General features: G+C 70.0%; 17 protein-coding genes and 1 pseudogene. 13 read left to right on the top strand and 5 right to left on the bottom strand.

The annotated features are described in order from the left end of the window. Positions 1-206: 206 nt before the first annotated feature. Entirely contained in the window at positions 207-1,829 is a 1,623-nt protein-coding gene (locus IEZ21_RS40885; RefSeq protein ID WP_189326893.1) for a penicillin-binding transpeptidase domain-containing protein, read from the bottom strand. Positions 1,830-1,978: 149 nt separating this feature from the next. Next, positions 1,979-3,718 carry a dolichyl-phosphate-mannose--protein mannosyltransferase gene (locus tag IEZ21_RS40880; protein ID WP_189326892.1) on the bottom strand — a complete coding sequence of 580 codons (1,740 nt, stop codon included), beginning with the start codon at positions 3,716-3,718 and terminating at the stop codon, positions 1,979-1,981. Between the two features lie 62 nt (positions 3,719-3,780). On the opposite strand from IEZ21_RS40880, the gene rsmI reads away from it, so the two are divergent. The 10 genes from rsmI (at position 3,781) to IEZ21_RS40830 (ending at position 16,814) form a co-directional block, all read left to right on the top strand. Next, the gene (gene rsmI / locus IEZ21_RS40875; protein WP_189326891.1) at positions 3,781-4,638 is read left to right on the top strand and encodes a 16S rRNA (cytidine(1402)-2'-O)-methyltransferase; all 858 of its coding nucleotides are present in this window, start codon (positions 3,781-3,783) and stop codon (positions 4,636-4,638) included. 230 nt (positions 4,639-4,868) lie between these two features. Next, a complete protein-coding gene (locus tag IEZ21_RS40870) occupies positions 4,869-5,273 on the top strand; it encodes a hypothetical protein (protein ID WP_189326890.1) in 405 nt (134 codons plus the stop codon). A gap of 49 nt (positions 5,274-5,322) precedes the next feature. Then, complete coding sequence (locus tag IEZ21_RS40865) at positions 5,323-6,192, top strand: TatD family hydrolase (RefSeq protein WP_189326889.1); 870 nt, start codon at positions 5,323-5,325, stop codon at positions 6,190-6,192. A gap of 130 nt (positions 6,193-6,322) precedes the next feature. Then, positions 6,323-7,675 carry a resuscitation-promoting factor gene (locus IEZ21_RS40860; RefSeq protein ID WP_246568703.1) on the top strand — a complete coding sequence of 451 codons (1,353 nt, stop codon included), beginning with the start codon at positions 6,323-6,325 and terminating at the stop codon, positions 7,673-7,675. Between the two features lie 169 nt (positions 7,676-7,844). Then, positions 7,845-8,744, top strand: coding sequence for a 16S rRNA (adenine(1518)-N(6)/adenine(1519)-N(6))-dimethyltransferase RsmA (gene rsmA, locus IEZ21_RS40855; protein ID WP_189326888.1), 900 nt, complete (start codon positions 7,845-7,847; stop codon positions 8,742-8,744). Between the two features lie 244 nt (positions 8,745-8,988). Continuing rightward, entirely contained in the window at positions 8,989-9,918 is a 930-nt protein-coding gene (locus tag IEZ21_RS40850) for a 4-(cytidine 5'-diphospho)-2-C-methyl-D-erythritol kinase (RefSeq protein ID WP_189326887.1), read from the top strand. 23 nt (positions 9,919-9,941) lie between these two features. Then, the gene (locus IEZ21_RS40845) at positions 9,942-11,747 is read left to right on the top strand and encodes an ABC-F family ATP-binding cassette domain-containing protein (RefSeq protein WP_189326886.1); all 1,806 of its coding nucleotides are present in this window, start codon (positions 9,942-9,944) and stop codon (positions 11,745-11,747) included. A 224-nt stretch (positions 11,748-11,971) separates the two neighbouring features. Beyond that, on the top strand, positions 11,972-13,828 hold the full coding sequence (locus IEZ21_RS40840; protein WP_189326885.1) for an outer membrane protein assembly factor BamB family protein: 1,857 nt from the start codon (positions 11,972-11,974) through the stop codon (positions 13,826-13,828). Between the two features lie 64 nt (positions 13,829-13,892). Continuing rightward, complete coding sequence (locus IEZ21_RS40835; protein WP_189326884.1) at positions 13,893-15,833, top strand: outer membrane protein assembly factor BamB family protein; 1,941 nt, start codon at positions 13,893-13,895, stop codon at positions 15,831-15,833. Between the two features lie 285 nt (positions 15,834-16,118). Then, the gene (locus tag IEZ21_RS40830) at positions 16,119-16,814 is read left to right on the top strand and encodes a helix-turn-helix transcriptional regulator (RefSeq protein ID WP_189326883.1); all 696 of its coding nucleotides are present in this window, start codon (positions 16,119-16,121) and stop codon (positions 16,812-16,814) included. On the opposite strand, the gene IEZ21_RS40825 is transcribed toward IEZ21_RS40830, so the two are convergent. Together IEZ21_RS40825 and IEZ21_RS40820 are read right to left on the bottom strand one after the other, a co-directional pair. Then, positions 16,783-17,001, bottom strand: coding sequence for a DUF397 domain-containing protein (locus IEZ21_RS40825; RefSeq protein WP_189326882.1), 219 nt, complete (start codon positions 16,999-17,001; stop codon positions 16,783-16,785). The genes IEZ21_RS40830 and IEZ21_RS40825 overlap by 32 nt on opposite strands. A 9-nt stretch (positions 17,002-17,010) precedes the next feature. Beyond that, entirely contained in the window at positions 17,011-17,862 is an 852-nt protein-coding gene (locus tag IEZ21_RS40820) for a helix-turn-helix domain-containing protein (RefSeq protein ID WP_189326881.1), read from the bottom strand. A 237-nt stretch (positions 17,863-18,099) separates the two neighbouring features. On the opposite strand from IEZ21_RS40820, the pseudogene IEZ21_RS40815 reads away from it, so the two are divergent. The 3 genes and pseudogenes from IEZ21_RS40815 to IEZ21_RS40805 all read left to right on the top strand — a co-directional run. Further along, a pseudogene (locus IEZ21_RS40815) lies at positions 18,100-18,429 on the top strand (ATP-binding protein); the annotation flags it as partial. A 215-nt stretch (positions 18,430-18,644) separates the two neighbouring features. Beyond that, positions 18,645-19,091, top strand: coding sequence for a hypothetical protein (locus tag IEZ21_RS40810; RefSeq protein ID WP_189326880.1), 447 nt, complete (start codon positions 18,645-18,647; stop codon positions 19,089-19,091). Positions 19,092-19,143: 52 nt separating this feature from the next. Next, positions 19,144-19,983, top strand: a complete 840-nt coding sequence (locus IEZ21_RS40805; RefSeq protein ID WP_189326879.1) for a transposase family protein — start codon at positions 19,144-19,146, stop codon at positions 19,981-19,983. A 450-nt stretch (positions 19,984-20,433) separates the two neighbouring features. Here IEZ21_RS40805 and IEZ21_RS40800 read toward each other — a convergent pair. Further along, a partial coding sequence (locus IEZ21_RS40800) for a carbohydrate-binding protein (RefSeq protein WP_189326878.1) occupies positions 20,434-20,638 on the bottom strand: 205 nt, incomplete at its 5' end.

Genomic DNA, 20,638 nt, shown 5'->3' with positions numbered 1-20,638 from the left:
CCGTACACGGCGTAGACGCCGAACCCGGCCCCACCGACGACCACGGCGATCATCCCCCCGATGACGGCGGGCTTCGTCCTGCCGCGCTCTCCGGCGCGTCCCCTGTTCCCCACGGCTCCCGTTCCTCCGCTGTTGCCTCAGTAATCGCACGTTCCACTTAGGGAACGAAGCCAACAGCCTAGAGTCCCGGTGTGACAGACGGGGCTTCAGCCGGACGCTCGTAGCACGGCTGCGACAATCGGGCCCGCCGCGTCGCCGCCCCGGCCGCCCTCCTGGGTCATGGCCGCCGCCGCGATGTCGTTGCGGTAGCCGGTGAACCAGCTGTTGGACGTCTCCTGCCCGTCGACCTCCGCCGAACCGGTCTTCGCGCCGATGCTGCCGCCGCCGAGCCCGGCCATCGCCTTGGCCGCGGTGCCGCTGACCGCGGTGCGGTTCATCATCTGGCGCAGCTGTGCGACCGTGCCCGCGTCCAGGCCCTTCGCGGTGGCCAGTTCACGGTCGTCGAGGCTCTGCGGCACGATCACCGGCTGCCGGAAGGTGCCCGTCATGGCGGTCGCGGTGACGGAGGCCATGTTGAGAGGGCTCATCTGGACCTGGCCCTGGCCAAGCATGTTGGCCGCCGTGTCGGGGCCGCCGGAGGCCGGGACGGAGCCGTCGAAGGACGCGATGCCGGTCTTCCAGTTGTCCTGGCCGAGACCGAAGCGCTCCTGGGCCTCCTTCGTGAGCGAGTCGACCTTCACCTCGTCCGCGTACTTCACGAACGCCGTGTTGCAGGAGCGCGCGAAGCTCTCCGAGAGGGTCGCGTTGTCGTTGGGCGTCATGCCCTCGATGTTCTTGAAGGTCTGGCTCTGCCAGGTCGCGTCCGCCGGGCAGGGCGCGGGTCCGGTCGCGTTCGTGATGCCGTTGTCGATCAGTGTCGCCGCGGAGACGATCTTCATCGTGGAGCCTGGCGCGAGCTCGCCCTGGAACGCCGCGTTGAACTCGCCGAACCCGTGGTTGGCGACCGCCAGCACCTCCCCGGTGCTCGGCTTCACCGCGACCACCGACGACTCGGAGTACTCCTTGACCGCCTTTTCCGCGGCGGCCTGCGCGCTCGCGCTCAGCGTGGTGGGCAGCTTGCCCGGCTTGCCCTTCGCGAGCGTGAGAAGCGTCTTGTCGGCCGCCTCCTCGTCCGCGCTCCGGATGGCCAGCTCGACGCCCGGGGTACCGCCCGCGCTGTCGCCGTACTTCTTCCGCAGCTGGTCCAGGATCGGCCCGAGCGAGGGGTACTTCTCCTTGGTCAGCACGGTGCCGTTCCGGTCCACCGCCTCGATCGGCGGGCTCGCCGCCTCGCCCGTGACCAGGGAGTCGCCCTCCGCCAGATCCGGGTGCAGCACGGTCGGCTGCCAGTCGACCAGCGCCCGGCCGGTGTTGTCCCCGCGTACGACGGTCAGTTCGCTCTTGTACGAAAGGGGCTTGCTCTTCCCCTCGTACGACACCGTCGCCGCGACCGAGAACGGGACCGTCCCGCCCGACGGCGTACCCGGCGTGATCTTCACGTCGGTCAGATGCGCCTCGGTGCGGTAGCCGGCGAACAGGGGCTGGGCCACGCCCGCGTTGTTCGTGTACCCGGCGGCCCGGGCCGCCTTGCCCTGCTCCCAGGCCGCGAAGAACTTCTCGCTGGTCTCCTTGACCTCGTCACTCGACGGCGGACCGGTCTTCACGGTCTCGCCCTCGGCCGTGCTGCCCCCGCTGATCGCCGACACGATGTTGAACGCGCCGTATCCGGCACCCCCGACCATCACCGCGAACACCCCGCCCACGATGGCGGTCTTTGCCCCCTTGCGCATAGCGCGATCCCCTCCCCATGGCCTTTCTGAACATGTTCAGAAAGGTGGTCATCTATCGCACTGTATGCGGGAGGAGGGGCCCATGTGGCCGGTGTTCCCTGATTGTTAAGCCGAGGTGTCCGGTTCTCGAACCGCCCTCAAACCGCTCTTCAAACCCAGGTGTCCAGCCACATTCGTGATCGCCACGAGTCGATCGGGATGGCCTGGCCGGTGTAGATCGGCCAGAAATAGATGAAGTTCCAGGCGATCAGCAGGACCAGAACGCCCGCCGCCGCCGCGCCCGCCACACGGCGGCGTTCGCTCGAACCGGGCGGGCCCAGGAGCGCGCCGATCATCATCGCCACGGCCAGGCAGAGGAAGGGCAGGAAGACGACCGCGTAGAAGAAGAAGATCGTGCGCTCCTGGTACATGAACCAGGGCAGATAGCCGGCCGCGACACCGCAGGCGATCGCGCCCGCCCGCCAGTCGCGGCGGAAGAACCAGCGCCACAGCACATAGAGGATCGCGAAGCCCGCCGCCCACCACAGCAGGGGCGTGCCGAGGGCGAGGACCTCGCGGGCGCACTTCTCGCCCGCGTCGACGGGGCAGCCGTCCTTGCCGGGCGCCGGGGACTCGTAGAAGTACGAGACCGGGCGGCCCGTGACGATCCAGCTCCACGGGTTCGACTGGTAGGTGTGCGCCGAGGTGAGGCCGACATGGAACTCGTACACCTGGTGCTCGTAGTGCCACAGGCTGCGCACCCAGTCGGGCAGGAACGTCCAGTTGCCGCCCTTGCCCTCGGTGGCCGCCCAGTTGCGGAAGTAGCCGCCGGAGCCGTCGGAGGGGGACAGGATCCAGCCGGCCCAGGAGGCGAGATACGTGACGAGCACCACCGGCACGGTCGCCACGAACGCCAGGCCCGTGTCGCGCTTGAGTACCGCCTTGTACGGGTATCGGGCGCCCGCGACCCTGCGCGAGCCGACGTCCCACAGGACCGTCAGCAGGCAGAACGCGACCAGGATGTACAGGCCGTTCCACTTGGTGCCGAAGGCCAGGCCCAGCATCAGGCCTGCCGCCCAGCGCCAGGGCCGTAGGCCGAGGCGGGTCGTCTCGGCGATGTGTGCGTCCGGGCGTACGACTCCGTCCTCATCCGGTGGGAGCGCCGCCGCGAGGCGTTGGCGCGTCCTGTCCCGGTCGATGACCAGGCAGCCGAAGGCCGCGAGCACGAAGAACATCAGCACCTGGTCGAGCAGCGCCGTGCGGCTCATCACGAAGTGCAGCCCGTCGACGGCCATCAGAGCGCCCGCCAGGCAGCCGAGGAACGTCGAGCGGAACAGCCGGCGGCCGATCCGGCACAGCATCAGCACGGACAGCGTGCCGAGCAGGGCCGTCATGAACCGCCAGCCGAAGGGCGTGAACCCGAACAGCCACTCGCCGAGCCCGATCACGTACTTGCCGACCGGCGGATGGACGACGTACGCGGCTTCGGAGGGGATCGGGACGTCGCCGTTGCTCCGCAGGATCAGGGCGTCGGCGTTCTTGGCCCAGTTGACCTCGTACCCGCGGTGGATGAGCGCCCAGGCGTCCTTGGCGTAGTACGTCTCGTCGAATATCACCCGCTTCGGGCTGCCCAGGTTCCAGAACCGCATCAGGCCCGCCATCAGCGTGATCAGCAGCGGCCCCACCCACGCCGACCAGCGCACCACACGCGCGGCGGCCGGCTTCGACAGCCCGAACATCGCCCACAGGTGCGGGCTGGGCTGGGCGTACGCGGGCACCAGACGGTCACGGACGTCGCTTCTGGCCCGGCTCGTGTAGCCGAACCGGCGAAGCCGCAACTGCCACGACGGCCGCTGTTCTTCGACGCCCTGTCCCTGCCGGGTGTCCGTGGAGGACGCGGTACTGGTCACCGCGCCATCGTAGGGAACCCTTCTGTGCGAGGCCTCTTTATCGGCCCTGCGAGGATGGAACCGTGACAGGAACCCTTGTACTCGCAGGCACTCCCATCGGAGACGTCGCGGACGCACCGCCCCGGCTGGCCCAGGAGCTGACGGCCGCCGATGTGATCGCCGCCGAGGACACCCGGCGGCTGCGTCGGCTGACCCAGGCACTGGGCGTGCAGCCCGCCGGACGGGTCGTGTCGTACTTCGAGGGGAACGAGTCGGCCCGTACGCCCGAACTCGTGGAGGCCCTGGCCGGTGGCGCGCGCGTGCTGCTCGTGACCGACGCGGGCATGCCGTCCGTGTCCGACCCCGGCTACCGGCTCGTCGCCGCGGCGGTGGAGCAGGACATCCGGGTGACCGCCGTCCCAGGCCCGTCCGCCGTGCTCACCGCGCTCGCCCTGTCCGGACTGCCTGTCGACCGGTTCTGCTTCGAGGGCTTCCCGCCGAGGAAGACGGGCGAACGGCTCTCCCGGCTGCGCGAGGTCGCCGGGGAGCGGCGCACCCTCGTGTACTTCGAGTCGCCGCACCGGCTGGACGACACGCTCGCCGCGATGGCGGAGGTGTTCGGGGCCGGCCGCCGGGCAGCCGTCTGCCGCGAGCTGACCAAGACGTACGAAGAGGTCAAGCGCGGTCCGCTGGGCGAGCTCGCGGCCTGGGCGGCCGAGGGCGTACGCGGGGAGATCACCGTCGTCGTGGAGGGGGCGCCCGAGAAGGGCGCCGAGGAAGTGGACGACGCGGAATTGGTGCGGCGGGTGCGGGTGCGGGAGGAGGCGGGGGAGCGGCGCAAGGAGGCCATCGTGGCGGTCGCCGCCGAGGCGGGGCGGCCCAAGCGCGAGGTCTTCGACGCGGTGGTCGCGGCGAAGAACGCCGTGCGCGCCGCCCCGTAGGGGCGCCCGCGACAGAAGGGTGCCCCATGGGCGGGTAAAGGCGCCCCGGCAAAGGCAAAGCTCACGTCACCCGCCAGGAGCTCTGGGGCAAGGAACGGCCAAGACGGGTCCAATAGTCGACAGGTTCCATGCACTCGCTCCGCGAGAAGAGTCCACTGGTTGACGGGGACGCACCCGTCCCTCGCCTCCGCTCCCCCGGAGGCGGTTGTCCAGCGGACCGAGGAGCTGGCATGAGTGAGATCGCAGGGCAGACCGGCCACCACACCGGTGCGGCCATCGATGTCGTGCACGAGTCGTATTCCTTCGCCTGTATGCGGTGCGGGCACGGCTGGGAGCAGTCGTACGAGATCGAGCACCACTTCGACGCCGAGGACCACGAGTTCGTGACGTACGTGGCGGACGGACAGGTCGTGCCTTCGCCGCTCAGCCGGCCCACCTGCCAGAACTGCGACAACCACGTGGTGCGCATCATGCGCGCCGGCCAGGTCTCCTCGGCGCTGAAATCCCTCCACCCGCGCCGCTCCGTGCCGCACCAGGCGGAGCGGCCCGAGGCCGAGTCCACGGAGCACGGGGAGCGTCACCACTGGCACCTCTCCGACCTGCTCCACCCGTTCCAGCACCGCAAGGCGAGCTGACCCACCCCACCGGGGGAGGTCCGGGACGGCCCCTTCGTAGGATCGGGGCATGCCTTCCCACGCCGAAGCCCCACCGCTCCCGGACCCCCTCCGCGTGCCCGTCGCCGACTCGCACACCCACCTCGACATGCAGTCCGGCACCGTCCAGGAGGGGCTCGCGAAGGCCGCGTCGGTCGGTGTGACGACACTCGTGCAGGTCGGCTGCGACCTCAAGGGCTCGCGGTGGGCGGCGGAGACGGCCGCGGAGTACGAGGTCGTGCACGCGACCGTCGCGCTGCATCCGAACGAGGCGCCGCGGATCGTGCACGGCGACCCCGACGGCTGGTCCCGGCAGGGCGCCCGCGAGCCCGGAGGAGAAGGCGCGCTGGACGAGGCGCTCGCCGAGATCGACCGGCTCGCCGGGCTCCCGCAGGTCAAGGGCGTCGGCGAGACGGGTCTCGACCACTTCCGTACGGGACCCGAGGGCAAGGCCGCCCAGGAGCGGTCGTTCCGCGCCCACATCGAGATCGCCAAGCGGCACGGCAAGACCCTGGTCATCCACGACCGGGACGCCCACGCCGACGTACTGCGCGTGCTCAAGGAGGAGGGCGCCCCCGAACGCACCGTCTTCCACTGCTACTCCGGGGACGCGGAGATGGCCGAACTGTGCGCAGAAAACGGCTACTTCATGTCCTTCGCCGGAAACATGACCTTCAAGAACGCCCAGCCACTGCGCGACGCCCTCGCCGTGGCCCCCCTCGAACTCGTCCTCGTCGAGACGGACGCACCCTTCCTGACGCCCGCGCCGTACCGCGGACGGCCCAACGCCCCGTATCTCATTCCGGTCACGGTCCGCGCGATGGCCGCCGTACGGGGCCTGGACGAAGACGCGCTGGCGACAGCCCTCGCGGCGAACACGAAGCGTGCCTTCGACTACTGACGCATAACGCCCGCAGATGCGCATTCCCGGGCGCCGCGACGACACAACGTAGTCGCGGTGCCTTGGAGAGTGACGGCCGCTCCGCTAGGTTCTCCGCGCCCGATCCGGAGGACCCCTGGAGCGTGTCGTCGTGAGCAGTTCGCAGTACGAGACGTATGGCCCGGCGTACGAGAACGATCCGCCGAACGATCAGCCGTACGCCGCTGAGGATTCGCAGGAGTACGTGGATACGTACCGGCCCGCGTACGAGATGCGGTACGAGACCCACCCCGAAGCCGGCACCGAACCGCAGCTGCCCCGCCAGCTGCCCCCCACGCTCGAGCTGCCCCGCCCCTTCGGCGGCCGGGCCGAGGCGCGCCGGGAGGCGCAGCGACGGAAGGCCGCCGAGCGGCCGCAGGCGGTGCGCCGACTGGTGCCGCGGGCGCTGGTCGTCGCCTTTCTGGCCGGCGGCACCACCGCGTTCGTCGCCGACGACAAGGCGATCGAGCTGACCGTCGACGGCAAGCCCCGCACCCTGCACACCTTCGCGGACGACGTAAGCGAACTGCTCGCCGCCGAGGGCGTCGAGGTGGGCGCCCACGACCTCGTGGCGCCCGCCCCCGGCACCCCGTTGACCAGCGGTGACGAGGTCGCCGTACGGTACGGGCGGCCCGTGCACCTCACCCTCGACGGCCGCCGCCGCACGGTGTGGACGACGGCGCGCACGGTGGAGGAGGCGCTGCGGCAGCTCGGGGTGCGCGCGGAGGGCGCGTACGTATCGACCCCGCGCTCCCGGCGCATCGCGCCGGAGGGGCTCAGCCTCGACGTCCGTACCGAGCGGACCCTGACGGTCATGTCGGACGGGCGGGCGCGGACGGTCCGTACGAACGCCGCGACCGTCCGCGAGGCCGTGGAGAGCGCCGGGATCACCCTGCGCGGACAGGACACCACGTCCGTACCGCCCGGTAGTTTCCCGCGCGACGGGCAGACGGTGACGGTCATGCGGATCACGCGCACGAAGGAAGTCCGCGAGGAGCCCATCGCGTTCGGCGTGCTGCGAACGCTGGACGCCTCGCTCTTCCGGGGCACCGAGGTCGTCGAGCGGGCGGGGCAGGCCGGCATGCGGCGCGTCACCTACGCCCACCGCACCGTCAACGGCGTTCACTCCAGGCCGCGCCGACTCGACTCCGAGGTGGTCCACGAACCCCGCACCCAGCTGGTGAAGACCGGCACCAGGTCCCTGCCGACGTCACCCGCCGACGTCGACGACCTCAACTGGAGCGCCCTCGCGGCCTGCGAATCCAGCGGCCGTCCGGACGCGGTGGACCCCTCGGGCACCTACGGCGGCCTCTACCAGTTCGACACCCGAACCTGGCAGAGCGTCGGCGGCAGCGGGCGCCCACAGGACGCGTCGGCGGCGGAACAGACGTACCGGGCGAAGAAGCTGTACGTGCTCAGGGGTTCGAGCCCCTGGCCCCACTGCGGGGGGCGGCTGCACACCTGACCTGCGGGTGCATTGTGGCTGGCGGCGAGTGGAGCCGCAGGCTTTTGCTTTTAGGGGCGCGGGGAACTGCGCGACCAGCCACGACGGGCCCGCAGTCGCCCACGAACCCAACACCCCACCCCCGTAGGCGCCCCGCCCAACCGCCGGAGGCCCACGTACGCTGGCCACCGTGAGCAGCACCCCCGACCCCCTCCTGGGCCCCGCCGACATCCGCGAACTCGCGGCCGCCCTCGGCGTACGCCCCACCAAGCAACGCGGACAGAACTTCGTCATCGACGCGAACACGGTCCGCCGCATCGTCCGCACCGCGGACGTACGCCAGGACGACGTGGTCGTCGAGGTGGGCCCGGGCCTGGGCTCCCTGACCCTGGCCCTGCTGGAGGTGGCGGACCGGGTCGTCGCCGTCGAGATCGACGACGTACTCGCGGGCGCGCTCCCCGCGACGATCACGGCACGCATGCCGGAGCGAGCCGACCGTTTCGCACTGGTGCACTCCGACGCCATGCAGGTGACCGAACTCCCCGGCCCCCCGCCGACCGCCCTGGTCGCGAACCTCCCCTACAACGTCGCCGTCCCCGTCCTGCTGCACATGCTCGAGACCTTCCCCACCATCGAGCGCACGCTCGTGATGGTGCAGGCGGAGGTCGCCGACCGGCTGGCCGCTGCCCCGGGTTCGAAGGTGTATGGCGTTCCCTCGGTGAAGGCCAACTGGTACGCCGACGTCAGGCGGGCCGGGGCCATCGGCCGGAAGGTCTTCTGGCCCGCGCCGAACGTGGACAGCGGCCTCGTCTCGCTCGTCCGGCGCGCCGAGCCAGTCAAGACGACGGCGTCGAGGCGCGAGGTCTTCGCCGTCGTCGACGCCGCCTTCGCCCAGCGCCGCAAGACCCTGCGGGCCGCACTCTCCGGCTGGGCCGGTTCGGCGCCGGCCGCCGAGTCCGCCCTGGTCGCGGCGGGCGTCTCGCCGCAGGCGCGGGGCGAGGCCCTGACGGTGGAGGAGTTCGCCCGCATCGCGGAGAACCGCCCGACCGACAAGAAGCCGGCCGACAACAAGGAGCACGGACAGCATTGAATCCTCCTCCGGCTGAAGCAGGGGGATTCCTGGCTCACGCAGCCCGCGGGTCAGCGATCCGACAGGTCTTCCACGATCAACACCAGCCGGGTTGAAACCAGCCCGGGTTCGTACTGCAAAGCTTGGAGGTGCATGTGCTGTCTTGGTTCTCGATCAGCACGGCGTACGCGCTTGGTTCTCGCAACGCACGGCAATCAGCCTATCCGACCGTGTGGGCGGTCCGGGGCGCCCTCGGAGGAATCAGGTGAGCGTGACGGTACGCGTCCCCGCGAAGGTCAACGTCCAACTGGCCGTGGGCGCCGCCCGCCCCGACGGCTTCCACGACCTGGCCAACGTCTTCCTGGCTGTCGGCCTGTACGACGAGATCACGGCGACTCCGGCGGACGGCTTGCGCATCACGTGCGAAGGCCCGGACGCGGCCCAAGTCCCTCTGGACCACACGAACTTGGCGGCCCGCGCGGCTCAGAAGCTGGCCGAGCGCCACGGCCGCCCGGCCGACGTACACCTCCACATCACCAAGGACATCCCCGTCGCCGGCGGCATGGCGGGAGGCTCCGCCGACGGCGCGGGCGCGCTCGTCGCCTGCGACGCGCTCTGGGATACGGGGGCCTCGCGGGCCGAACTCCTCGATATCTGCGCCGAGTTGGGCAGCGACGTACCGTTCAGCCTGGTCGGCGGGGCCGCGCTCGGCACGGGCCGCGGCGAAAAACTGCGCCCGCTGGAGGTGGGCGGCACCTTCCACTGGGTCTTCGCGGTGGCCGACGGCGGCCTCTCGACCCCGGCGGTGTACGCCGAGTTCGACCGCCTCAACGAAGCCGTCGAGGTCCCCGAACCCCTCGCGTCCGAGCCTCTCCTGGACGCCCTGGCGAAGGGCGACCCGACGGCCCTGGCGGCCGTCCTCTCCAACGACCTCCAGCCCGCCGCCCTCTCCCTGCGCCCGTCCCTCACCACCACCCTGACCACAGGCCGCACAGCGGGCGCCCTGGCCGCCCTGGTCTCCGGCTCGGGTCCCACGACAGCGTTCCTGACCCGCGACGCGGACTCGGCGGCAAACGTCGCGCAGGCCCTCTTCTCCTCGGGCACCTGTCGCTCGGCCCGGGTGGCGGTCGGCCCGGCGCCGGGCGCGACCGTGCTCGGCCGGTCGCTGCCGGCGCCGACTACGCTGGAAGGCTGATCGATCCCCGCGTCAGGAGAGAAATGGCCGTCAACCTGGTCAATGTCGAGAACGTCAGCAAGGTGTACGGCACCCGTGCCCTGCTCGACGGTGTCTCCCTCGGAGTGTCCGAGGGAGACAGGATCGGCGTCGTCGGCCGCAACGGTGACGGCAAGACCACCCTGATCCGGATGCTCGCCAAACTGGAGGACGCCGACACCGGTCGCGTCACCCACTCCGGCGGCCTGCACGTCGGCGTACTCACCCAGCACGACTCCCTCGACCCCGGGGCCACCGTCCGGCACGAGGTCATCCGGGACATGGCCGACCATGAGTGGGCGGGCAACGCCAAGATCAGGGACGTACTCACCGGACTGTTCGGCGGGCTCGACCTGCCCGGGTTCCCGCAGGGGCTCGACACCGTCATCGGGCCGCTGTCCGGTGGCGAGCGGCGGCGTATCGCGCTGGCCAAGCTGCTGATCGCCGAGCAGGACCTGATCATCCTCGACGAGCCCACCAACCACCTGGACGTGGAGGGCATCGCCTGGCTGGCGAAGCACCTGCGGGAGCGGCGGTCGGCGCTCGTCTGCGTGACGCACGACCGCTGGTTCCTCGACCAGGTCTGCACGCGCATGTGGGACGTGCAGAAGGGCGACGTGTACGAGTACGAGGGCGGCTACTCCGACTACGTCTTCGCGCGCGCCGAGCGTGAGCGCATCGCGGCCACCGAGGAGGTCAAGCGGCAGAACCTGGTCAGGAAGGAGCTGGCCTGGCTGCGCCGCGGCGCCCCGGCCCGTACGTCCAAGCCGCGTTTCCGCGTCGAGGCCGCGAACGAGCTGATCGCGGACGTGCCGCCGCCGCGCGACACCAGCGAGCTGATGAAGTTCGCCTCCACCCGGCTCGGCAAGACCGTCTTCGACCTCAAGGACGTGACCGTACAGGCCGGGCCGAAGCTGCTGCTGAAGCATGTGACGTGGCAGCTCGGACCCGGCGACCGTATCGGCCTCGTCGGCGTGAACGGCTCGGGCAAGACCTCCCTGTTGCGGGCGCTGGCCGACGCCGCGTACAGCGAGGGCGAGCGGCAGCCCGCGGGCGGACGGGTCGTGGTCGGCAAGACCGTGAAGCTCGCCTACCTCTCGCAGGAGGTGTCCGAACTCGACCCGGCCCTCAGGGTGTTGCAGGCCGTGCAGCAGGTCCGCGACCGCGTCGACCTCGGCAAGGGACGCGAGATGACGGCCGGTCAGCTCTGCGAGACCTTCGGCTTCAACAAGGAGAAGCAGTGGACGCCGGTCGGTGACCTGAGCGGTGGTGAGCGCCGCCGGCTGCAACTCCTGCGGCTGCTCATGGACGAGCCGAACGTCCTCTTCCTCGACGAGCCCACCAACGACCTCGACATCGAGACCCTCACCCAGCTCGAGGACGTCCTCGACGGCTGGCCCGGCTCGATGGTCGTGATCTCCCACGACCGGTTCTTCATCGAGCGCACCACGGACAAGGTGTACGCCCTCCTCGGCGACGCCACGCTGCGGATGCTGCCGCGCGGGATCGACGAGTACCTGGAGCGGCGGCACAGGATGGAGGAGGCCGTGGCCGCCCGGACCCCCGTGGCGCCCCCCGCCGAGAAGCCCGGCATCTCCTCCGCCGACGCCCGCGCCGCCAAGAAGGAACTCCAGAAGATCGAGCGGCAGTTGGACAAGATCTCCCAGAACGAGAAGAAGCTGCACGACCAAATCGCGGCGAACGCCACGGACTTCGGGAAGGTGGCCGAACTGGACGCCGACCTGCGCGAACTGGCCACCGAACGCGAGGACTTGGAGACGCGTTGGTTGGAGCTCGCAGACGAGGCGTGAAGGGTGCGTGAAGGAGCGTAACGAGGGCATCACGGGCCGGTCCTCCCTTGGGAACAGGGGATGGACCGGCCCTGAGTTCGAGCGCTGCATGGTGATAGAAAGGGCCGTCTGAGAGCAGTCTGAGCACTGTCTGAACTGTCTGAGTACGACGCTGAGTACAAGTCCGTGTTCACTACGTACTTCTAGGCGTGGCTAAAAATCAGTGATGAAGGGGGAACGCGCTGATGTCTCAGCCGCCCAACCAGCCGCCACAGGGCGGGTTCGGAGCTCCACAGGATCCGGGCGGGCAGAACCCTCCGGGCCAGGGAGCGCCTCCGCCGCCCGCGCAGCCGCCGCAGGCTCCACCGCCTCCGCAGGGCGCACCGCAGACGCCGCCGCAGGGCGGAGCCCCGGGGACGCCGCCCGCGCCGCAGCCCGGTTACGGCTACCCGCAGCAGCCCGGCCCGTACAGCCAGCCGGGTCCGTACGGCGGACAGCCCGGCCCCTACGGCCAGCCGGGACCGTACGCCCCGCAGCCCGGCCCGTACGGACAGCCTCAACAGCCGGCCCCCTACGGACAGCCTCAGCAGCCCGGCCCCTACGGTCAGCCCGGTTACGGCTACCCGGGCCAGCAGCCCCAGTTCCCCGGCCCGCCCGGCACCCCGCCGGGTGGCGGCTCCCGCAATCCCTTCAAGGGCAAGCCCGCCATCATCATCGGAGCCGCGCTGGCCGCCGCCCTCGTCATCGGCGGCACCGTGATCGCGGTCTCCGGCGGCGATGACGGCGGCAAGGAGCCTGCCGCCAAGAAGAGCGACGCCCCGCCCACCCCGGGCGAGGACCCGATCAACCCCGGCGACGGTGACGGCGACGGCGGCGAGGACCCCGAGGACCTCAACGCGGGCCGCCAGGCGGGCGAATCGAAGGTGCTCTGGTACAAGGAGGGGCCCGACGCGCCCGGTTCCGGTGCCGACGCCCCCGGTATGTGGATCACCGACAAGGTCGCGGTGAAAGCCGCGTACAAGCAGGTCTTCGCCTACAACGTCGGCGACGGCAAGCCGTCCTGGCCCGAGATCACGCTGCCGCAGGAGATCTGCGCGGTCACCGAGCAGAAGACGGCCGACGACAAGATCGTCGTCGCGTACAAGGCGGGCACCAAGGACACCGCCGACTGCAACCAGCTGATGGAGATCGACCTCAACACCGGCAAGAAGGGCTGGACCGAGGAGGTCCCGGAGGGCGACCTCTTCGACAGCAGCCTCTCGGTCGGACTGACCGTCACCGGCGACACGTTGGTGGTCGCCCGCGGGCAGTCGGGCGTCGGCTACGACGTCGCGACCGGCGACAAGAAGTGGGAGAAGAAGAGGTACGGCTCGGCCTGCTTCCCGTCCGCGTTCGCGGGCGGCAGCAAGCTGGTCGCCGTCTCGTCCTGCGCGGCCGGCTCCGACAACGAGCACGACGAGGTGCAGGAGCTCGACCCGGCGACCGGCAAGGCCAAGTGGACCTGGAAGATCCCCAAGGGCTGGCAGGCCGCGCGGGTGTACTCCCTCGACCCCGTCGTCATGTACCTCACCAACGAGGACAAGAAGCAGTGGAACATCTCCACGCTGAACAACGGCACGGTGACCGCGCAGGTCGACATCGACGAGTCCTTCGCGCCGGAGTGCGGCTGGGCGATCTTCTCGCGTGATCTGCAGGGCTGCCAGGGCGTCGCGGCCGACAAGGACACCCTCTACCTGCCGACCGACGCGAAGACCGGCGCCAACGAGATCGTCGCGATCAACCTGGCGACCGGCAAGGAGAAGTGGCGCACCAAGTCCCCGCTGGAAGAGCGCATGCAGCCGCTGAGGATGGACGGCACGAACCTCCTCGCGTACGTCGAGCCGTCGTACGACTCGGGCGGCCGGATCGTGTCCATCCCGACGGGGGGCGGCTCCCACACGCCGAAGAAGCTGCTCCAGAACCCGCAGGGCACCGCGGACATCGAGAGCGGCTTCTACTCGAAGGCCGTGGACTACGTGGACGGGCGCTTCTACATCTCCACAACCCGGCTGACGGGCAAGGACGATGCACAGGAAAAGCTGATGCTGGCCTACGGCAAGTGACCCGCCGCTCGTCCCGTCCCGCACCTTCTCCTTTCCTTCTCCGAGTTTTCCGAGGTATCCCGTCATGAGCCAGCCGCCGCCCCCGCCGCCCAACCAGCCGCCGCAGGAAGGCGGTTCAGGCGCCCCGCAGGACCCGCCCCCGAACGGCTTCGGGGCTCCGCAGAGCCCGCCCCCCGGTGGCTTCGGCGCTCCGCAGGATCCGCCCCCGAACGGCTTCGGGGCGCCCCAGGGCCCGCCCCCGGGTGGTTTCGGCGCCCCGCAGAGCCCGCCGCCGGGCGGGTTCGGTGCGCCGACTCCGCCGCAGGGCAACCCGCCGCAGAGCACTCCGCCACAGGGCACCCCGCCGAACCCCGGCTACGGCTACCCGCAGGCCCCGCCGCCCCCGCAGGCACCCGGAACCCCGCCCCCGACGACCCCGCCGCAGCCGTACGGCTACCCGCAGACGCAGCCCCCGGGCCAGCCCGGTTACGGCTACCCGGGCCAGCAGCCCCAGTACGGCTACCCGCAGCCCACGACGATGCCGCTCCAGCCGCAGGCGCCGGGCGGCGGTGGGCGGAAGCTCAACGCCCAGCTGATGATCATCGTCGCGGCCGTCCTGGCGATCGGCCTCATCGTCGGCGGCGGCGTCTGGTACGCGTCGACGAACAGCGGCGACGACAAGCCCGACGCCTCCGGTACGTCCGGCGGAACCGGCGGCGATGAGGGCAAGGGCGACACGGGCAAGGAGGCCCCCGACGGGGGCGGCTCGGAGAAGGTGCCATCCAGCACCAGCGCCAAGGTCCTCTTCCAGATACCCCAGCCCGAGGTGCCCGACGACGAGGTCTGGAGCGTGGCGGGCTCCTGGCTGACGGACAAGGTGTACGCCAAGGCGAGCCTCAACGAGGTCATCGGCTACGACCCGGCCACCGGCGACGAGAAGTGGACGATGCCGCTGAAGGGGCACACCTGCGCGGCCTCTCCCGAGATCACCAAGGACGGTGTGACCGTGGTGATCTCCGAGCCGTCCAAGCGCAGCAAGACCAACAAGTACCCGGGATGCACCGAGGTCACGGCCTTCAACCTGAACACCGGCAAACAGCTCTGGACCAAGTCCGTGGGCGACGGCAGCGAGAAGGCCAAGTTCGAGGAAGCCAGCATCACCGGCACCACGGTCGCGGTGGGCGCAGGACTCGACGGCGGCGCGGGCTTCGACCTCACGACCGGCAAGATCCTGTGGCAGCCGAAGGTCGAATCGTGCGAGGACATCGGCTACCGCGGCGGCGAGCAGCTGGTCGCCGTGCGCAAGTGCGGTGAATTCGGCGAGGAGAAGTACGAGGTCCAGCTGCTCAACCCGAAGGACGGCAGCGTCCAGTGGACGTACAAGCTCCCCACGGGCATCGACAACGCCAAGGTGATCTCCACCAAGCCGGTCGTGTTCGGCGTGGACTCCGACAGCGACGACCCCACCTCGACCGGCACCTCGGACATCTTCTCGCTGGACGAGAGCGGCAAGCTCCGTATCAAGATCGCGATGGAGGACGAGAAGTACGATCACGACTGCGGCGTCGGCAAGGTCCACGACTGCAAGGGCATCGTCGTCGGCAACGACAAGCTCTACGTCCCGACGAGGCAGCACGACGGAACCAAGGAGTTCAGCCGGACCAACGAGGTGATCTCCTTCTCGCTGGCCACCGGCAAGACGGCGGGCGACCGCGCCGACGCCGGTGACGGCTACGAGCTCTTCCCGATCCGGATGGACGGCGGCGACATCATCGCGTACAAGCAGGGCCCCTACGACAAGGGTTCCGAGGTCGTCTCGATCAACGGCGGCAGCTTCAAGCAGACCAAGCTCCTGGTGACCCCGGCCACCGAGCAGGTCCGCAACGCGATCAGCAGCATGGTCCCGAGGAGGTCCGAGATGCTCTACACGGACGGCCGCCTCTTCATGGGCCGGGACCTGATCAGCAAGCCCACCTCGTCCTTGGACGCGGAGAAGTACACGGCGGTCGGATTCGGCGCGCAGTAGGGCGTAGGGCGATCGGCAGACGGCCGTTTCCGGTCGTACGACGATCAAGGCGTCCCTACGTGGATCAAGGCCCCGTCCCTGCTCAGGGGCGGGGCCTAATCTTGTCCTCGATCGTTTCCTCGCTCGCTCGCGAATGCGAGGAATTTCGGCAATCCGGGACACTTCTGACCGGTAGGGGAAGCGCAACGTCGAACAAGCGTGTAGCTTCCGGGGGATGGAGAGCCGGGGGGCTCCTGTCCATGGGGGACCAGTTGGGGACCTGGGGGAACTGGGGGGTTGGGCTCGATGGGTGTGCGGCTCATGGTGGTCGATGACCACCGTCTGCTCGCCGAGGCGTTGGCCTCGGCACTGAAGCTGCGTGGACACCGCGTACTCGCCGCGGCGGCGCCCGCCGCGGGGGCGGCGGAGCTGGTGATCACCAGGGCGCCGGAGGTGTGCCTGATCGGCACGGCGACGCCCGCCGAGCCGGGCATCTTCGACCCGGTGGTGAAGATCAAGCGCGAGCGCCCGCAGGTGGCGGTACTGGTCCTCGGCCCGGTACCGAACCCACGCGGAATCGCCGCCGCCTTCGCCGCCGGCGCCTCGGGCTACGTACGGCACGACGAACGCATCGAGGGCGTGGAGCGCGCCATCATCAAGGCCCGCGCGGGAGAGGCGGCGGTCGCCCCGCAACTGCTCCAGGGCGCCTTCAGCGAACTCCTCAACCCGGCCGCCCAGCCGGACGACGAGGGCCAACGCCTGCTGCAGATGCTCACACCACGCGAGGTCGAGGTCCTGGTCCGGGTCGCGGACGGCGAGGACACACGGCTGATCGCGGCCGGCATGGGCATCGCGCCGAGTACCGCGCGTACGCACGTACAGCGGGTGCTGATGAAGCTGGGCGTGGGGTCACGCCTGGAGGCGGCGGCCCTGGCGGCGCGCACGGGGCTGCTGGACCGGGCGGGACCGGTCAGCGAACGGCTTCCGGAGCCGCCGGACTGAGGGTGCCGGAGCGTATGCCCTGGAGGAGGTGGGCGAGGGGGGTGGGGGCGGTGGTGAGGCGGGTGGTGGGGTCGTCGCTTTCACGGAGATGGACCGCCCGGGGTCCGGTGGTGGCCAGTTCCAGGCAGTTGTTGCCGTCGGCGCCGCCGGAGAAGGAGGACTTCTGCCAGTTGGCGAGGGTGGTCATCGGTGCGCCTCACAGTTCCTTGGCCAACCTGTGGATGAAGTCGCTCGACCTTTGGGGATCGAGTGACGCAGCTCCCATTTTACGGAAAAGTGTTCGAGAGGCGCCGAGTTGGGCTTCGGAGTCGATGAAGGCCGTGCCGTGGGGCGTGTCGCGCACCGCTGTGTCCAGCTGGGGCACGGCACCGCCCGCCAACATCATGGTGTTCCAGGCGCCTGCGAAACCGTCCAGATCGAAGGGGATCACGCGAACGGTGATGTGTTCCGTCTCGGACAGTTCCAGAATGCGCGCGAGCTGAGCCCGTGCGGCGGCACGGTCGCCGACTCTGGTGCGAAGTGCCGCTTCGTGGATCACCGCTTCGTACGGGACGGGCGTGGGGCCCTCAAGGACGACTTTTCGTTTCATCCTGTGCTGGACTCGCAACTCCAACTCACCGTAGGGAAGTTCGGGGACCCTGTACGAGAAGACGGCCCGGGCGTAGTCCTCCGTCTGGAGAAGTCCGGGGATGTGAGGGAACTCGACATCGTGCCGGTATGTGGCGTGGTGCTCCAGCTCGGCGATGTCCAGGAACGGTGTGGGTAGCAGCCCCCGGAACTCCTCCCACCAACCGCGTGTCCGGTCGGTCGCCATCGCCACCAGCGCGTCGGTCAACTCTTCGTCCGTGCAGGAATAGTGGGCGGCGAGGCGGCGCACACGCTCCTCGCTTACACCTGCGACGCCGGCCTCGATCTGGCTCACCTGGGCGGAGTTCACTCCCAGCAGGACCGCTGCCTCAGTGGCCTTCAGTCCTGCGGCATCCCGAAGCTTGCGGAGCTCGGCGCCCAGGCGTACCTGCCGTGCCGTGGGGTTTCGCCGTGTTGCCATGTGCAGCTCCCTGCTTCAACTCGCTGTCCGGGGTGCCCCGTTCGGGTGCGAGATTACGCGAACGACTTGCGCAGTCGCAATTTTAAGACCTACCGTCGGTGACGCGTCGCACACGCTGCGGAACCCCGGGACCTCGGAAGCGCACCACCCCGTCATGCCATGACGGCCGTGACACCGCCACCGCCCACCAGCCCGCCGCGCTCCCTCAACTCCTCATACCTGAACCGGAGTTCACGCATGCCCAAAGACGAACCCTGGGAGTACATGCTCCACATCCCCCACGACGCCCGCGCGGTCACCGTGTGCCGCCGCACCGTCCGCCTGATCCTCACGATGCACGGCCTGATCCGCCTCACGGACGTGGCCGAGCTGCTGGCGACGGAGCTGGTTTCCAACGCAGTACGGCATACGAAGGGCCCCGTGGCCCTGTGTCTGCACTGGCGGGCCGGAGTCCTGCGCATCGGCGCGTGGGACGCCGACCCTGAGCCGCCGCCCCCACCGGCGCTGGCGCATGCCCTCGACGCGGAGACGGGCCGCGGCCTCGAACTCGTACGGGCCTGCGCCGACGACTGAGCGGTGTGCAAGCTGAAGTTGCTGGTCACGGGTCTGGTGTGAATGGCGAGTTGGGTACTCGTGCCGGTCGGCGGCCGATGCCCATGGCGTAGATCATCCGGCAGGTCCGGCTCCGGTGGGATGCCGGGTTCGGCTGCGCCCACGACCGGCCCCTGCCTACGATCCGTCAGCAGGTCGACATCCCGTGAGAACGCGGGAGGGCGCGGGGGATGCAGGAGCGGCAGTGGATCACCGTCCGGCGGAGCGAACTGGACGCCCTCGCCGAGGAGTTGGCCAAGCAACTCCAGGAGGTCCAGGCCGAGCGGGATGAACTGGCGATCGGGGAGAGGGTGTTGAACCGCCTGGCCGAGCAGGCCGACGCCGACGCCGGGGCTGCCGCTGCGGTATCGGCGAAGGTCGCCGGGAGGGCAGTCCTGCTCATCCCGCACCGCAGCGACGCGGCCGACGAGGGCGCGTTGCCCGGCGACTACCGCAAGATCCTGGCGATCGTGCGGGAGGCCGACGGCCCGGTGCAGGTCAGGGCGGTCGGCGAGCGGCTGGGTCTGGACGCCTCGGTGCGCGGCAAGCTGGAGCCGCTACGGGCGAAGATGACCAAGCTCGCCGACCGCGGCTGGCTGCACAAGCGGGGCGACGGGCGGTTCACTGCGCGTCCGTAGTCACGCGGGGCGTGCCCGTAACTGAGAGGCCCTCGACGGCAGTTGAGTTTGTGTGACGAAAAACAACAGTTCCGTCGAGGGCTCTGACGGCCTTGTCTACACCGCCCGCCTGCCCCTGTCGAGTGCCACCCTGAACTGGCCCGCCGACCTGATACGCGGTCACCTCAAGAGGATCGGCTCGCGGTGGCGGGCCCTGCCCGCAGGGAAGATCGCCACCATTGTGCTGGCAGTGCTGCGCTGTGACCAGCGGCCCGGCGACCTGGCCGGCGGCAACGGAGTGCACCGCACCACCGTGACGCGATGGGTGAGGGAGGTCGTCGGCCTGCTCGCCGCCCGCGCCCCACGCCTGGACCGGGCCCTGAAGAAGATCGCCCGAACGGGTGGCGGCATCGTACTGCTGGACGGATCGGTGATCCGTACCCGGCGCAGAACCGGGAAGGAGAACCGGAAGAACTACTCCGGCAAGAACAAATGCCACGGCCTGCTCGTGATCGCGCTCACCGACGACCGGGGCCGACTGCTGTGGATCTCGGCGGCCCGCCCCGGGCGCACCTCGGAGATCACCGCCTGCCGGCGCGACAAGCTCACCCGAAAGGTGCGGGAAGTCGGGCTCGGGGCCATCGCTGACCTGGGCTTTGTCGGCCTCGACGACGGCGACCCCGATGCCGACCCGGCGGTGATCACCGGCTACAAGGCCGCCCGGAACCGGCCCCTGACACGAGGCCAGAAGCTGTCCAACACAGCACTGGCGGCCGTACGGGCACCCGTCGAGCACGGCTTCGCCCACCTCAAGAACTGGCGCGTCCTCGGCAAGGTACGCACCGACCCCGCCTGGGCGACCGCCCTGGTCCGGGCCCTGCTGGTCCTCACGAACCGCGAAGTCGCCCGATGACCGACGATCTTCACCAAAGTCACCTGCCGACGACCAGTACGAGCATCCCGATGCCCACGCACACCAGCCCCGTGAGATGCCCACGCACACCAGCCCCGTGACCAGCAACTTCAGCTTGCACACTTCTCAGTGGGTGGGACAGGGGCCGGGCGGAGGGATCGGGCGTCGCCGTGCTCCCTTGCGCGTCGGCGGGGCCTCCGCGCCGCGCCGCCGTCAGGGCGGCGGTGATGTCAGGCGGGGGACATCGGCGGGGGACGTGAAGACGGCCGCCGGGCTGGCGGTTACAGCCTGTGGAGCGCAGGTCAGATTAAGGACTCGTTCCGGCGCAGCGCGATGGAGCAGGAAGCCACGGATTCCCGTCCGAAGACTGTGCCGCGTAGCGGCACAGCAACGGACGGGAAGGCCGGAATCCTTGGGCTTCGGCCCGGGGAGCAAGTCGACGCGGTGCGGTTAGGCGGCGCGGGTGAACTGCCACCAGTTCATGTTGAACAGGTAGCCGCTGCCGCCGGTGAACCGCAGGTAGAGGTCCTGGGTTCCCGTCACGCCGCTCACTGGGCAGGTCACCGTGGTCCAGGTCTGCCAGCCGCCGGTGTTCGGCGCACTGCACCGGCCCACGACCGTCCCGCTCGGACTGCCCAGGCGCAGTTCGACGGTG

The sequence above is a fragment of the Streptomyces flaveus genome (assembly GCF_014647675.1).
Classification (GTDB): domain Bacteria; phylum Actinomycetota; class Actinomycetes; order Streptomycetales; family Streptomycetaceae; genus Streptomyces; species Streptomyces flaveus.
Note: the sequence above shows the minus strand (reverse complement) of the source record. Positions and strands in the feature narration are given on the sequence as shown.